Genomic DNA, 13,270 nt, shown 5'->3' on the forward strand with positions numbered 1-13,270 from the left:
CGCCGGGGCCGGACACGGGGCCGCCGGTTCCGGCCCCGGGGCCGCGGCGGCCGCGACCGTCTCCCGGACCGCCGCCACCTCCCGCTCCAACTCGCCCAGGTCGTCGGGGAAGTTCTCGTCGCGTTCGAGCAGCACACCGGGCGGCGTCACTCGGGACGCCAGGTCGGCCAGCACGTCGAGGACCGGCTGCGAAACGGGGTGCGCGTGGCTGTCGTGCCACACGCCGTCCCGCTCGAACCCGCCCGCCACGTGCACGTACGCGATGGCCTCCACGGGCAGTTCGTCGAGCGCCTTGGCCGGATCCTCGCCGCGGTTGACGTGGTTGGTGTGCAGATTGGCCACGTCGATCAGGAGACGTACGCCGGTGCGCTCCACCAACTCGTACAGGAACTGCCCCTGCGACAGTTCCTCGCCCGGCCAGCCGAACAGCGCCGCGATGTTCTCCACCGCCAGCGGCACCGGCAGCGCGTCCTGCGCGATCCGCACGTTCTCGCACAGCACGTCGAGCGCGTCACGGGTGCGCGGCACCGGCAGCAGATGCCCGGCCTCGAGGAGCCGCGACGCGGTGCGCGCGCCCCCGGCCCGTACGAAGGCGATGTGCTCGGAAACCAGCGGCGCGCCGAGCGCCTCGGCGCGCGCGGCGAGATCGGCGAGGCGCCGCTCGTCGGGCCGGTCCGCGCCACCGAGCCCCAGCGACACGCCGTGCGGCACGACGGTGACGCCGCGCCCGCGCAGCCGCTCCAGGGAATCGGGCAGACGGCCCGGACAGACGTTCTCCGCGACGGCCTCGACCCAGTCGATGCCCGGCATCGCCTCGACCGCGTCGGCGATCTCCGGCCGCCAGCCGATCCCGGTGCCAAGGTGCTGCATGCCCGTCCCCCTCCTCGCACATGGCGGTGGGCTCCCCCGCCCCCGCGTACCTGTGTCATGACCTCGCTTACCCGCGCGAACCCGGAGGAAGAGACGTTCAGAGCTAGATTTGAGGTTCGCCGGGCCCGCCGCGGCCGATCGCCGCGTCCCGTAGATGCGGCGGAGTGCCGGTCGCCTGCTCGTGGCGGACGAAGGCGCGGCGCAGCGCGTGGGACGGAGCCCCCGGGGCGACGTCCCGCCGCATGTGCGCCAGTTCGTCCTCCCGGTAGGCGCGCAGCGGTCTGGCGGCTTCGTCCCGTTCCCGTACCGCCTTCTTCTCGCTGACCCGCCGCTGCAGCGGGGTGGACGCGGCCACGCCCAGGGCCAGATCCCTGACGCGCCCCGCGAACTCCCGCGACGCGGCGTCGACGACCCGGTCGGCAAGGCCCAGGTCGACCGCGGCGGCCGCGCTGACCGGCAGGGCGCGCCGCATCAGCCGCTCGGTCTGCGCGGCGCCGACCCTGCGCGGCAGCGTGTAGGTCCAGAACTCCGAGCCGTGCAACCCCATCAGGCGGTAGTGCGGATTGAGCACGGCGCCGCGCCGGCACCACACGTCGTCGGCGGCGAGCGCGAGGACCGCGCCGCCCGCCGCGGCGTCGCCGCCGAGCGCCGCGACGACCAGCCGGTCCGTCGTGGTCAGCAGCGCCTCGACGAGAGCTCCACCGCCACGTCGTGGCCGTGATCACGCAGCTCGGCGAAGACGCGTTGGCTCAAGCTGTTGAACGCACGGGCGATCAGCAGGATCCGCACCGCAACAACCTCCGGGCCGGGTAGGGCCTTCCCTGATGGCCCCATGGCCCTCCGTGCCGGGACCGGGCCTCGTCCTGGCGATGATGACGCATCCCAGGGTGACCGTCGCTCAGCCGCGCTCGACGGTGAGTCGCAGAAAGTGGGCGGAGCAGGAGATGCACGGGTCGTGGTTGCGGATCGCCCGCTCGCACAGCGCGGTCAGCTCGGCGTCCGTGGCCGCGCCGCCGCCGAGCCGCTCCTCGACCATGCGCCGCAGGTCCTCCTCGATGGCACCCTGGTTCTGCGCGGTCGGCGGGACGAGAACGGCCTCGGTGAGCGTGCCGTCGGCGTCCAAGGTGTAGCGGTGGTGGAGCAGGCCGCGCGGCGCCTCGGTCGCGCCGTGGCCGGTGGCGGCGCGCGGTGGGACCTCGACGAAGGGGCGGGGTGGCGGCTGGTAGGCCGCGATGAGGCGCAGCGCCTCGTCGACCGCGTACAGGGTCTCGACGGCGCGGACGACGATGCTGCGGAACGGGTTGCGGCAGACCACGCCGTCGCGCGGGTCGCCGAGCCCGGCCGCCCGCGCTGCCTCAAGGGCGAGCGGGGAGAGCCATCGGCCGCTGATCGCGTAGCGGGCCAGCGGGCCCGTCAGATGGCGGCGGCCGTCGAGCAGCGAGTGCAGCGCGGTCGAGTGCGGCACCTGCCGCTCCACCACGTGGTCGCCGAAGGCGCTGACGGCGAAGGTTCGGGTGGGCAGCGGGCCGTCGCTGTCGGCGGGCAGACCGGCGGAGCCCGGGGCGGGCATCACGGTCGGGGTGCCCGTCTCGATGGCGTACGTGCCCGGTTCGGCCAGGGCGAGCAGATCGTGGTTGCACCCGGACGCGGCGTCGGGGAACTCGAAGCCCGCCACCCAGCGCACCATCTCCTCGGCGTCGTCGCGGGCGCGGCGCAACCGCTGCGCCAGGGGCCGCAGTTCGGCGGCGGTCGGGACGCGGTGGAAGCCTCCGAGGCGGACGTTGACGGGGTGGATAGCCCGGCCGCCGAGCGTGTCGAGGATCGCGTTGCCCGCCTGCTTCAGGCGCAGGCCGCGCTCGACGTCCTCGCGCCGCGTGCGGGCGAGGTCGATGGCGCTGTCGGCGCCGAGGAAGTCCGGCGCGTGCAGCAGACAGATGTGCAGGGCATGGCTCTCGATCCACTCGCCGCAGTACAACAGGCGCCGCAGCGCCGCCAGTTGCCCGTCCACCACGACGCCGCAAGCGTCCTCCACCGCGGCGCAGGCGCTCAACTGGTACGCGACCGGGCAGATCCCGCACACCCGTGAGGTGATGTCCGGCGGCTCGGTGTACGCGCGTCCGCGCAGGAACGCCTCGAAGAAGCGCGGCGGTTCGTAGATGTCGAGCCGAGCGCGGTCGACCGTGCCCCCGCGCAGGCTCAGGTGCAGCGCGCCCTCGCCCTCGACGCGGGTGAGCGAGCCGACGCGCAGCACCTTTGATTCGCGGTGGGTCACGTCTGCGGGTCCTTCCGTGCGGCCGCGTCGAACTCGGGGGCGGCCGTGTTGAACGTGCTCAGCACCCGTCGTACGTCCAGCGTGTCCATCCCGTCGCGGCGCAGCAGAGGGACGAAGGCGGGGAAGTTGGTGGAGTCGGAGGGGCCGAAGCAGCCGTAGCAGCCGCGCCCGTAGGCCGGGCACAGGGCGCCGCAGCCCGCGTGCGTGACCGGACCGAGGCAGGGCGTGCCGCGGGCGACGACCACGCACACCGTGCCGCGCCGCTTGCACTCGAAGCACACGCTGTGGGCGGGCACGTCCGGGGTGCGTCCGGAGAGGTGGGCGCAGATCACCTCGATCAGCTGGCCGCGGTCGATGGGGCAGCCGCGCAGCTCGAAGTCGACCGGGACGTGGGCGCTGATCGCGGTGGAGGTGTCGAGGGTGCGGATGTAGTCGGGGCGGGCGTAGACGACGGAGAGGAACTCGGTGACGTCGGCGTGGTTGCGCAGTGCCTGGATGCCGCCGGAGGTCGCGCAGGCGCCGATGGTCACCAGGCGCCGCGACACCTCGCGGACGTGCCGGATGCGCCGGGCGTCGTCCTCGGTGGTGATCGAGCCCTCGACCAGCGACAGGTCGTACGGTCCTGGTCCCGCAGCGCTGGACGCCTCCAGGAAGTAGGAGATCTCCACCTGTCCCGCGATGCCGAGGAGTTCGTCCTCGCAGTCGAGCAGTGTCAGCTGACAGCCGTCGCAGGACGCGAACTTCCAGACCGCGAGCTTCGGGCGGCCGCCGCGGGGGCGGCTCGCCGTGGACGGGTCGGTGTCGGCCGGCATCTCACAACTCCCTTACGCGGAGCAGGGACCGGGCCTCGGCCCAGGTGACGACCGGGCCGTCCCGGCACAGCAGCAGGGGGCCGAGCTGACAGTGTCCGCAGTGCCCGACGCCGCAGTGCATCGTGCGCTCCAGTGAGACACGGACGCGGTCCGCGTCCAGGCCGCGGTCGACCAGGTCGCGGGCGGTCGCGCGGATCATCACCTCGGGTCCGCACACGAACGCCGTCGTGTCGCTCGGGGTGAACGCCGCCCGTCCCAGCAGGGTGGTGACGACTCCCACGTCGCCGTTCCACCGCGCGTCGGGGCGGTCGACGGTGACCAGGACGCGGGCGCCGCGCTCCCGCCACGCGTCCGTCTCCGACGCGTAGAGCAGGTCGCCCGGGACGCGCGCGCCGACGAGTACGTTGAGCCGCCCGTGGCGCTCCGGCGCGGCGAGCGCGGCGAGCACCACGGGACGCAGCGGGGCCAGGCCGATGCCTCCGGCGATCACCAGGAGGTCCCGCCCGGCGGCGTGGTCGAGCCCCCATCCGGTGCCGAACGGTCCGCGCACCCCTACCGTCCCGCCGGTCCGGGACCCGTGCAGCGCCGACGAGACGGCGCCGACCGCACGGATCGTATGGGTCAGGCGGTGTCCGTCGACGGCACAGACGGAGACCGGGATGTCGCCGACGCCGAACGCGTAGAGCATGGCGAACTGGCCGGGGGAGAACGGCGGGAGCGGGTCGCCCGCCGGTTCCAGCACGAGCGTCGCGACATCGGGCGCCTCGACCGTACGGGTCACCACCCGGTACGGGGCCGGGGTGGTCATCGAGGCTCACCGCCCGCCGAGGCCCGCCCGGTGTCGGTGGGCCGGTACAGATCGAGCAGCCGGATGCGGCAGGCCCGCAGCCGCCGCCCGATCGCCACCGAGGCGACGGACCGGGTGAGCGCGAGCCCGAACCGGGCGTCCTGCTCGATGGCCGCCCGTACCGGATCGGCGTCGAACTCGTACGCCGTCACCGCGTCCTGCGCGGTGGCGCCCAGGTGCCAGCGGTACGGCTCGAACAGCCAGGACCAGCCGAGGAGTTCACCCTCGCCGAGCGTCTCCACGACGAGCGCGCCACGAGCCGGATCGTGGCAGTCCAGGTCGACGTGCCCGTGACGCAGGACCCAGAACCGCTGGGCGGGATCGTCCTCGTCGAAGACGCGGGTGCCCGCGGGGAAGCTCACCGTACGGGCGAAGGAGAGCAGGCGCTCGCGGTGGGCGTCGGAGAACGCGCCGAGGAATCCGTCGCTCATGACGTCCCTCCTTCGCCCGCGGCCCGCTCGTCGGCGAGGGCGTGCGCCTCTTCGGTGATGTCGATGCCGACCGGGCACCAGACGACGCACCGCCCGCACCCCACGCATCCCGAACTGCCGAACTGGTCGTGCCAGGTGCCGAGCTTATGGGTGCACCACTGCCGGTAGCGGCTGCTCGACGAGGAACGCACGGTGCCGCCCGGCAGATGGGTGAACTCCAGGTCGAAGCAGGACTCCCAGCGCCGCCAGCGCTCCGTGTGGTCGCCGGTCAGGTCGGTCACGTCCTCGGCGCTGGTGCAGAAGCAGGTCGGGCAGACCATGGTGCAGTTTCCACAGGTCAGGCAGCGGGCGGCGACGTCGTTCCAGCGTTCGGCGCCCAGGCTGTCGCGCATCAGGGCCCGCAGGTCGACCTCCGGCATGGTGCGGCCCATCCGCCCGGCGGCCGCCGCGACCCGCTCGCGCGCCGCCGCGGCGGTGGTGTCGTCCGCCGGGCGGTGCGGGAGCTCGGCCAGGACCGCGGCGCCCTCCGCGCTGCCCGCGCGGACGTGGAAACGGTGGCCCGCCGCGTCGACGACCTCGGTCAGCGCCAGGTCGTAGCTCGCGTCGCTGCCGCCGTCCACGCCGGGGCCGGCACCCATGGAGACGCAGAAGCAGGTCGCGCCCGGTTCGGTGCACTCCACCACCACGAGAAAGGCCCGCTCGCGCCGTCCGCGATACGCCCGGTCGGCGTAGGGGCCGCCGGTCAGGACACGGTCCTGGATCGCGATGGCCCGCAGATCGCACGGCCGTACCCCGAGGAACGCGTACGACCGCGACGGTGTCTCGTCGGGCACGACCACCCATGCCTCGCGGCTGTCGGTGTCGGTGTCGTCCCCGCTGCCGGTGCGGCGCTCGGCGGTCCACTGCCGTTCCCGTTGCGGGTGCAGAAACGTCTTCCAGCTGTTCGGCCCCGCGCTGTTGGCGAACGCGGCACCGTCCTCGCGTGCCCGCAGCCGGTAGTGACCGGCTTCGAGCTCGACGCCCCAGCCGTAGGGCAGCTCATCGCCGCGGGTGAGCTCCGCGAGCACGATCGCCCCGTCTCGTACGGTCGGACCGACGACCGTACGGCCGCGTCCGGCGAGGACGGAGATGAGCGCGTCGACACCGTCCTTGCCGATCACCGCGGTGGTGGTGTCACGGTCGGTCATGGTCCACCTCCAGCTGTCAGTATGGAGGCGCGATCGGCACCCGGCAGGGCCGACGGCCCCCGAGGTGGGCCGAGTGATCCGTCTGTCGCCCGGACGGCCCAGGTACGGTCCGTGGCATGGAGGACCCCACGTCTCGCACACGGATCGCCGTGATCGGTGTCGGCAACGAGTTCCGGCACGACGACGCAACCGGCTGGGCGGTGATCGCCGCACTCGCTCGCAGGTCCGAGCGGCACGCGCTGCCGCACGGCACGACGCTCTCGGTCTGCGACGGTGAGCCCGCGCGGCTGATCACGCTGTGGGAAGGCGCGGAACTGGCCGTAGTGATCGACTCGGCGGTGGCCACCCCGGCTCGCCCCGGCCACGTCCACCGACTGGAGCTCGACGGCGACGGCACCCGGGTCCCGGACGTCGGCATCGGCTCCACCAGCTCGCACGGGCTCGGTCTGGGGGATGCCGTCGAACTCGCCCGTACGTTGGACCGGCTCCCGGGCCGCCTGATCGTCTACGCGGTCGAGGGCGCCGACGAGTCCCAGGGCGTCGGCCTCACGGACCCGGTCGCGGCCGCCGTGGAACCGCTGGCCGAGACGGTCGCCGCCGAACTCGCCCGGCACGCCCGCACGGCCCGGGGGGCCGTTCGGCCCTCGCCGTGGCCACCCAGCCCCTTGCCCTCACCGGGCACAACGGGAGAGAAGGGAACTACGGGGTAATCGGTGGGGCGGGGTCAGGAAGGGGCAGACCATGGCTTCCGGCAGTAGGAACGGCAGCAGGAACGGCACCGGTGACGGCGACCTGGTCCGGTGGTTCGAGGACATCACGGCCGACGACACGGACGTCGTCGGCGGCAAGAACGCCTCGCTCGGCGAGATGATCGGCAGCCTGTCGGCACGGGGCGTACGCGTTCCCGGCGGATTCGCGACCACCGCGCACGCCTACCGGGCATTCCTGGAGGCGGCCGGCCTCGACGACCGGATACGGGAACGGATCGACGCGCTGCACGAGGGCGCCACCCTCTCTGACGTGGGCCGCGACATCCGGCGGATGTTCCTCGACGCCGAGCTTCCGCAGCCCCTGGCCGACGCCGTGCGCGACGCCTACCGGCGGCTGGCCGAGCACCTGGACCGCACCGACCCGGACGTGGCGGTCCGCTCCAGCGCCACCGCCGAGGACCTGCCCGAGGCGAGCTTCGCCGGACAGCAGGAGACGTTCCTGAACATCACCGGGGAGGCGGCGCTCCTCGACGCGTGCAGGCGCTGCTACGCCTCGCTCTTCACCGACCGGGCCATCAGCTACCGCGAGCACAACGGCTTCGACCACCTGAAGGTGGCGCTCTCCGTCGGCGTGCAGCAGATGGTCCGCTCCGACCTGGCCGGGGCGGGCGTGATGTTCACCCTCGACACCGACAGCGGCTTCCCCCGCGTCGTCCTGGTCAACGCCTCGTGGGGCCTGGGCGAGTCCGTCGTCTCGGGCACGGTCGACCCCGACGAGTACCAGGTCTTCAAGCCGCTCCTCGACCGGGACGGCCTCGACCCGGTGATCTCGAAGCGGGCCGGCGGCAAGGAGACCAAGATCGTCTACGGTGGGGCGGACGGCTCCGACGCCTCACCCACGGTCACCGTGGACACCCCCGAGGAGCAGCGCGCGGCATACGTCCTCGACGACCGCGACGTCCTGCGACTCGCGCGCTGGGCCGTGGAGATCGAGAACCACTACGGCCGCCCCATGGACATCGAGTGGGCCAAGGACGGCCGCACCGGCGATCTCCACATCGTGCAGGCCCGCCCGGAGACCGTGCAGGCCCGCAAACACACCGCGCACCTGCGCTCGTACGAGCTGAAGGAACACGGCGCACCGCTGCTCGGCGGCCTGGCCGTCGGCGACGCCATCGCCACCGGGAAGGTCTGCAACCTGCGCGACGCCCAGGAGATCGACCGCTTCGAGCCCGGCTCGGTCCTGGTCACGGGCGTCACCGACCCGGACTGGGAACCGATCATGAAACGGGCGGCGGCCATCGTCACCGACCACGGTGGGCGCACCTCGCACGCCGCGATCGTCAGCCGGGAGCTGGGCGTGGCGGCCGTCGTCGGCACGGGCGACGCCACCGGCACGCTCACCGACGGACAGGAGATCACCGTCAGCTGCGCCGAGGGCGAGGAGGGCCACGTCTACGAGGGCTTCCTCGACTTCGACGAGCGGGACATCGACCTCGACCAGGTACCGGACACCACCACCGGGGTCATGCTCAACATCGCCAACCCGTCCGCCGCCTTCCGCTGGTGGCGACTGCCTGCCGACGGCGTGGGCCTGGCCCGCACGGAGTTCCTCGTCAACAACCACATCAAGATCCACCCCATGGCCCTGGTCCACTACGCCGACCTGGACGACGACGCCGTCCGCCGGCGGATCGCCGACCTCACCCCCGGCTACGACGACAAGGCCGAGTTCTTCGTCGACCGCCTCGCGTACGGCATCGCCCGGATCGCCGCCGCCTGGTGGCCGAAGCCGGTCATCGTGCGGATGAGCGACTTCAAGACCAACGAGTACGCCAGGCTCGTCGGAGGGCAGAGCTTCGAGCCGCCGGAGGAGAACCCCATGCTCGGCTGGCGGGGTGCGAGCCGCTACTACAGCGAGGGCTACCGGGAGGGCTTCGGCCTCGAATGCCGCGCCATCCGCCGGGTCCGGGACACCATGGGGCTCACCAACACGGTCGTCATGATCCCGTTCTGCCGCACGCTCGACGAGGCCGACCAGGTCCTCACGGCGATGGCCGAGCACGACCTGGTCCGCGGCCGGAACGGTCTTGAGGTCTACGTCATGGCGGAGATCCCGTCCAACATCATCCTCGCCGAACGGTTCGCCGAGCGCTTCGACGGCTTCTCCATCGGCAGCAACGACCTCACCCAGCTCACCCTCGGCGTCGACCGTGACTCCGAACGGCTCTCACACCTGTTCGACGAGCGGGACCCGGCCGTCACCGAGAGCATCCGCACCCTGATCGAGGCCGCCCACCGGGCGGGCCGCAAGGTCGGCCTCTGCGGCCAACGCCCCAGCGACGACCCGGACTTCGCCCGTCTTCTCGTCGCCGCGGGCATCGACTCGATGTCCGTCACCCCGGACAGCTTCCTGCGGGTCAGGAACAACGTCGCCGAGGTCGAGCGCGAAGGGTAGGAGTGCGCGCGGAGGTCTCGACACCGCTCCACCACCGACCGGCGCGTCGACACATGCGGTGCGGCCCGCCGTCCGGCCGGTCCACGAGAAACGGCCCGTGCCCGACGATCAGGGCGGCGCTGTCGCGGGTGCGGAGGCAGTCCTCGGACTGCTCGTAGTCCTTCCACCCAGCTCGGCGCCGCGACGCGCAGCACCGCCGTGCGGGGCGGCTGCACGCCCGGGGCGGACCGCGCCCCGGGCTCGCGGTTCAGCTCGTCCTCGACGATGCGCAGGGCCGTCAGCAGGCCGATCGGCACGAGGCCACGCCTACGCTTCGAGGCGACCCAGCGGGCCGAAGCGGAGGCCGCCCTCGGCGACGACGGTCGGGCCGGGTGCGATCTCCGTGAAGCCCGCGTCCCGGACCACCGGAAGTCCCGAACGGGTCAGCGGCCCCCAGCGGTCCTCGGCCGCCGCCCGGACCGAGAGCGGGAAGCCCGCCTCCCGCCACTGCTCGCGGTCCGTGTCGGACAGGGCCCACCAGGCCAGCTGGGCTCCGTGCCCGGCCTGCGCCATCGTCTTGCCCGCGGTCATCTCGACGCCCGGGTTGAGCCACAGGACCGGCGCCGCCGGGTCGGGGGCGGGCGGGTGCCGCGGGTCGTCGAGGTTGGTGCCGGACACCTGGAGGCGGGCCAGATCCCCGGGCCACCCGTCCAGGGGCACCGGCGGGAAGACCCGCACCTCGGCCGTCTCGCCGGTCACGGTGATCCCGTCCAGCGCCTCCGCGCGCCGCCACTCCGCGCCCCGGGCCCGCCGCACCACCTTGCGGATCCGCGCGTCCTCCCAGTCCCGTACGGCCTGTGCCCACACCCCGTCGCCGAGCGCGCGCTCGTCCGAGAGCAGCGTCAGGACCGCCCGCGCCGCCGTCTCGAGGGCGTCGGTACGGGCGGGCGGCGTCGCGCGCTCGATCCGTACGACGAGCGGCAGCACGAACTGGGGCGCCTCGTCCAGGCAGGAAGCGCCCGAGTCGAAGGCCGCGGGCGCGGTGGGGTGGTCGCTGGTGTCACCGGTCACGTCCTTCAGTCTGCCAGGCCGGGGCACACCGTTTTCCGCCTGCCGTCCCGTACGCGTACGACGTACGGGACGATGTCCGCATGCGCACCGCCGATCCCTCAGCCGCCGCACCACACCGGCGCCTCACTCTGCGAGGCGTCGGGCGCCGCTACGGCATCCGTGGACCCTGGGTGCTGCGCGGCGTCGACCTCGACGTGCCGGCCGGTCACCTGGTGCGCGTGCGGGGCGCCAACGGCACCGGCAAGTCGACGCTGTTGCGGCTCCTCGCCGGGATCGACGCGCCCGGCGAGGGGCGTGTGACCGGGCGGCCGTCCCGTACCGCCCACGTCCCCGAACGGTTCCCGCCCGCGCTGCCGTTCACCGTCATCGGCTACCTCACGCACATGGGCCGCGTGCACGGACTCGCCCGCGCGCGGGCCCGCGACGCGGCGGGGCAGTGGCTGGAACGGTTCGGCGCCGCCCATTACGCCAACACGCCGCTCGACCGGCTGTCCAAGGGCAGCAGCCAGAAGGTCGCCGTGGCCCAGGCGCTGCTCGCCGCGCCGGAACTGCTCGTCCTCGACGAGGCGTGGACCGGGCTCGACGCCGCCGCCCGTGACGAACTGGACCGGGCGGTCGCCGAGCGCACGGCGGCCGGTGGCGCGGTCGTCTTCGTCGACCACGACCCGAGCCGGCTGGCGGGCGTGCCCGACGCCGTGTACGCGATCGAGGGGGTGCGACTGCGGCAGGTCAGGGACGAGCGGCACGACGGCGGGGGCGGCGTGCCGCCGACGAGGGGCCACAACGGGCCACGCGTCGTCATCGAGGTGAGCGGTCCCGACGGGCGCGCCCCGGACCCCGGCCGCCTGCCCCACCCGCACACCGTCACCCGCGTCGACGCCCGCACCGTACGCGTCACCGTCCCGGCGAGCCACTCCGATGCCGCGCTGCGGGCGCTGCTCGACGCCCGGCCGCCGTGGCACGTCGTCGGCGTGCGCGCCGCGTCCCCGGCCGACGCCGTGGCCGTCCGATCGGAGCGCCCGTGACCACCGCCCTGCTCGCCTACCAGTCGGCCCTGCTGCTGCGCTCACAGCGCTGGCTCGCGCCCGTCGTGCTGTACGCGGCGGTCCTCGCCGTCGGCGTCCAGGGCGGGCAGCCGGTGCTCGACTCGCTCGGTTACGCCGCCGCGGGGCTGCTGCCCGTCGGGGCCTGGCTGGTCCGGATCTGTGTCGCGAACGAGCCGTCCGCCGCCCGTGGTTGCACCGCGGCCGCGACGGCGCCCTGGCGCGCGCACCTGGCGACCCTGGTCGCCGGATTCCTCGCCACGGCGCTGCTCGGCGCGCTCGCCACCGCCGTCGTGGCGAGCGTCAGCGACGGGGCGAGCAATGACCACCGGGTGCGGGTGGCGGTGGGCCCGGCCGCGGGGGCGGGACTGCTCGCCATGCTGGTGTGCGCGCTGGTCGGCGCCGCGGTGGGCGCCGTGACGGCGTGGCCGGTGGTGCGCGGCACCGGGCTCGGGGTCTGCGGGATGCTGCTGTGCTCGCTGCTCGCCCTCGTCGTGCCCGGCTCGCCCGCGGGCGCGGCGGTCACGGCGCTGATCACCGGCTCGGAGCAGGGGGTCGTCCCCGTACCGCTGCTGCCGCTCGGCGCCGCCGTTCCGACGGTCGCGGCCTGCTGGGCGGGCGCCTGCGCGCTCGCGTCGCGCCGCTGAGGGCGGCTCGAACGAGCGGGGCGTGGTCGGTCAGCCCGGGCAGGCCGTGCGCTGCGCCTCCTGCCACTGGCAGACCGGGCAGAGCGTCGCGCCCTTCGTGGTCCGGGGGTACTCCGTCGGCTCCCGGCACAGCACGCACTCGGCGAAGGGGCCGTCGGCGGGGGGTCCGGTGCGGTGCTCGGCTTGGGTCATGTCGTCCAGCGTACGGTCACGCCCCGGCGTGCGGCCTCGCCTTCCGGGCCGCGCCGATCAGGTCGGAGACCCGTACGAACCGGTACCCCTGCTCCCGGAGCACTGGCACCACGGCGCGCACCACGCGCTCGGTCGTCGGCGCCGCGCTGCGCGTGCAGTGCATCACCACGACCGAACCGGGGTGCACGCCTTCCAGGACCTGCCGCGTCACCGCGTCCGCGTCCTTGGCGAACGCGTCACCGCTCACCACGTCCCACTGGACGGCCGTGACGCCGGTGGGAGCGAGCGCGCGCAGCGCGGCGCTGTCGTAGCAGCCGCCGGGGAAACGGAAGTACGGCACCGTGTGCTCGACGCCCGCCTTGCGCAACGCCGCGGCCGTGCGTTCCACCTCCGCCCGCATCTGTCCGGGCCGCACGCGCGGCAGGCCGTAGCAGTCGCCGGTGAACGCGTAGTGGCTGTACGAGTGGTTGCCGATCTCGAAGAGCGGGTCGCTGCCCATCGCCTTGGCCTCGGCCGGGTACTGCTCGGCCCAGCTCCCGGTCATGAAGATCGTCGCGGGCACCTTCAACGACCGCAGGGTGGAGATGAGTTGCGGATTGTCGAAGTGCTCGCCCGCCCGTGCGCGCGGCCCCTCGTCGGCCGTCATGTCGGCGTCGAAGGTGAGCGCGACGATCCGCTGCCGCGTACGCGGGCCGTGCTTGAAGACCGGGGTGAGACCGGACGGGCCCGGCGCGAGCGTGGGCGGCGCGGG

Annotated in this window: 13 protein-coding genes and 1 pseudogene; 4 read left to right on the forward strand and 10 right to left on the reverse strand. The window is 73.7% G+C overall.

The annotated features are described in order from the left end of the window. The 7 genes and pseudogenes from OFY01_RS09250 to OFY01_RS09280 form a co-directional block, all read right to left on the reverse strand. The coding region (locus OFY01_RS09250) for a DUF692 domain-containing protein (protein ID WP_266598146.1) at positions 1-870 on the reverse strand (870 nt) is incomplete at its 3' end. A gap of 103 nt (positions 871-973) precedes the next feature. Beyond that, positions 974-1,564: pseudogene (locus tag OFY01_RS09255) on the reverse strand (enoyl-CoA hydratase-related protein); the annotation flags it as partial. 204 nt (positions 1,565-1,768) lie between these two features. After that, positions 1,769-3,142: a Ni/Fe hydrogenase subunit alpha gene (locus tag OFY01_RS09260; protein ID WP_266598148.1), complete on the reverse strand. Its 1,374-nt coding sequence runs from the start codon at positions 3,140-3,142 to the stop codon at positions 1,769-1,771. Further along, positions 3,139-3,954 (reverse strand): NADH-quinone oxidoreductase subunit B family protein, encoded by an 816-nt coding sequence (locus OFY01_RS09265; protein ID WP_266598150.1) that lies wholly within the window; start codon positions 3,952-3,954, stop codon positions 3,139-3,141. Before OFY01_RS09265 ends, OFY01_RS09260 begins: the two co-directional genes overlap by 4 nt. A gap of 1 nt (position 3,955) precedes the next feature. After that, positions 3,956-4,762 (reverse strand): FAD/NAD(P)-binding protein, encoded by an 807-nt coding sequence (locus tag OFY01_RS09270; protein ID WP_266598152.1) that lies wholly within the window; start codon positions 4,760-4,762, stop codon positions 3,956-3,958. Beyond that, entirely contained in the window at positions 4,759-5,232 is a 474-nt protein-coding gene (locus OFY01_RS09275) for a Crp/Fnr family transcriptional regulator (RefSeq protein ID WP_266598153.1), read from the reverse strand. Before OFY01_RS09275 ends, OFY01_RS09270 begins: the two co-directional genes overlap by 4 nt. Further along, positions 5,229-6,419, reverse strand: a complete 1,191-nt coding sequence (locus OFY01_RS09280; RefSeq protein ID WP_266598154.1) for a 4Fe-4S dicluster domain-containing protein — start codon at positions 6,417-6,419, stop codon at positions 5,229-5,231. The genes OFY01_RS09275 and OFY01_RS09280 overlap by 4 nt, the downstream gene beginning before the upstream one ends. Before the next feature lie 116 nt (positions 6,420-6,535). Between OFY01_RS09280 and OFY01_RS09285 the strand changes: the two genes are divergently transcribed. Further along, on the forward strand, positions 6,536-7,129 hold the full coding sequence (locus OFY01_RS09285; protein WP_266598155.1) for a hydrogenase maturation protease: 594 nt from the start codon (positions 6,536-6,538) through the stop codon (positions 7,127-7,129). Positions 7,130-7,160: 31 nt separating this feature from the next. Further along, positions 7,161-9,587, forward strand: coding sequence for a phosphoenolpyruvate synthase (ppsA, locus tag OFY01_RS09290; protein ID WP_266598156.1), 2,427 nt, complete (start codon positions 7,161-7,163; stop codon positions 9,585-9,587). Positions 9,588-9,893: 306 nt separating this feature from the next. Here the strand turns inward: ppsA and OFY01_RS09295 are convergent, their stop codons facing one another. Further along, positions 9,894-10,637 (reverse strand): aminoacyl-tRNA hydrolase, encoded by a 744-nt coding sequence (locus OFY01_RS09295; RefSeq protein ID WP_407700309.1) that lies wholly within the window; start codon positions 10,635-10,637, stop codon positions 9,894-9,896. Between the two features lie 80 nt (positions 10,638-10,717). Between OFY01_RS09295 and OFY01_RS09300 the strand changes: the two genes are divergently transcribed. Both OFY01_RS09300 and OFY01_RS09305 read left to right on the forward strand, forming a co-directional pair. After that, complete coding sequence (locus tag OFY01_RS09300) at positions 10,718-11,662, forward strand: ABC transporter ATP-binding protein (RefSeq protein ID WP_266598158.1); 945 nt, start codon at positions 10,718-10,720, stop codon at positions 11,660-11,662. Continuing rightward, entirely contained in the window at positions 11,659-12,327 is a 669-nt protein-coding gene (locus OFY01_RS09305) for an ABC transporter (RefSeq protein WP_266598160.1), read from the forward strand. The genes OFY01_RS09300 and OFY01_RS09305 overlap by 4 nt, the downstream gene beginning before the upstream one ends. Positions 12,328-12,357: 30 nt before the next feature. Here the strand turns inward: OFY01_RS09305 and OFY01_RS09310 are convergent, their stop codons facing one another. After that, positions 12,358-12,519 carry a hypothetical protein gene (locus tag OFY01_RS09310; protein ID WP_266598162.1) on the reverse strand — a complete coding sequence of 54 codons (162 nt, stop codon included), beginning with the start codon at positions 12,517-12,519 and terminating at the stop codon, positions 12,358-12,360. A 16-nt stretch (positions 12,520-12,535) separates the two neighbouring features. Then, positions 12,536-13,270, reverse strand: a 735-nt coding sequence (locus OFY01_RS09315) for a polysaccharide deacetylase family protein (RefSeq protein WP_266598164.1), incomplete at its 5' end; no start/stop codon positions are given.

Origin of the sequence: Streptomyces beihaiensis (genome assembly GCF_026274175.1) — a bacterium.
GTDB classification, from domain to species: Bacteria; Actinomycetota; Actinomycetes; order Streptomycetales; family Streptomycetaceae; genus Streptomyces; species Streptomyces beihaiensis.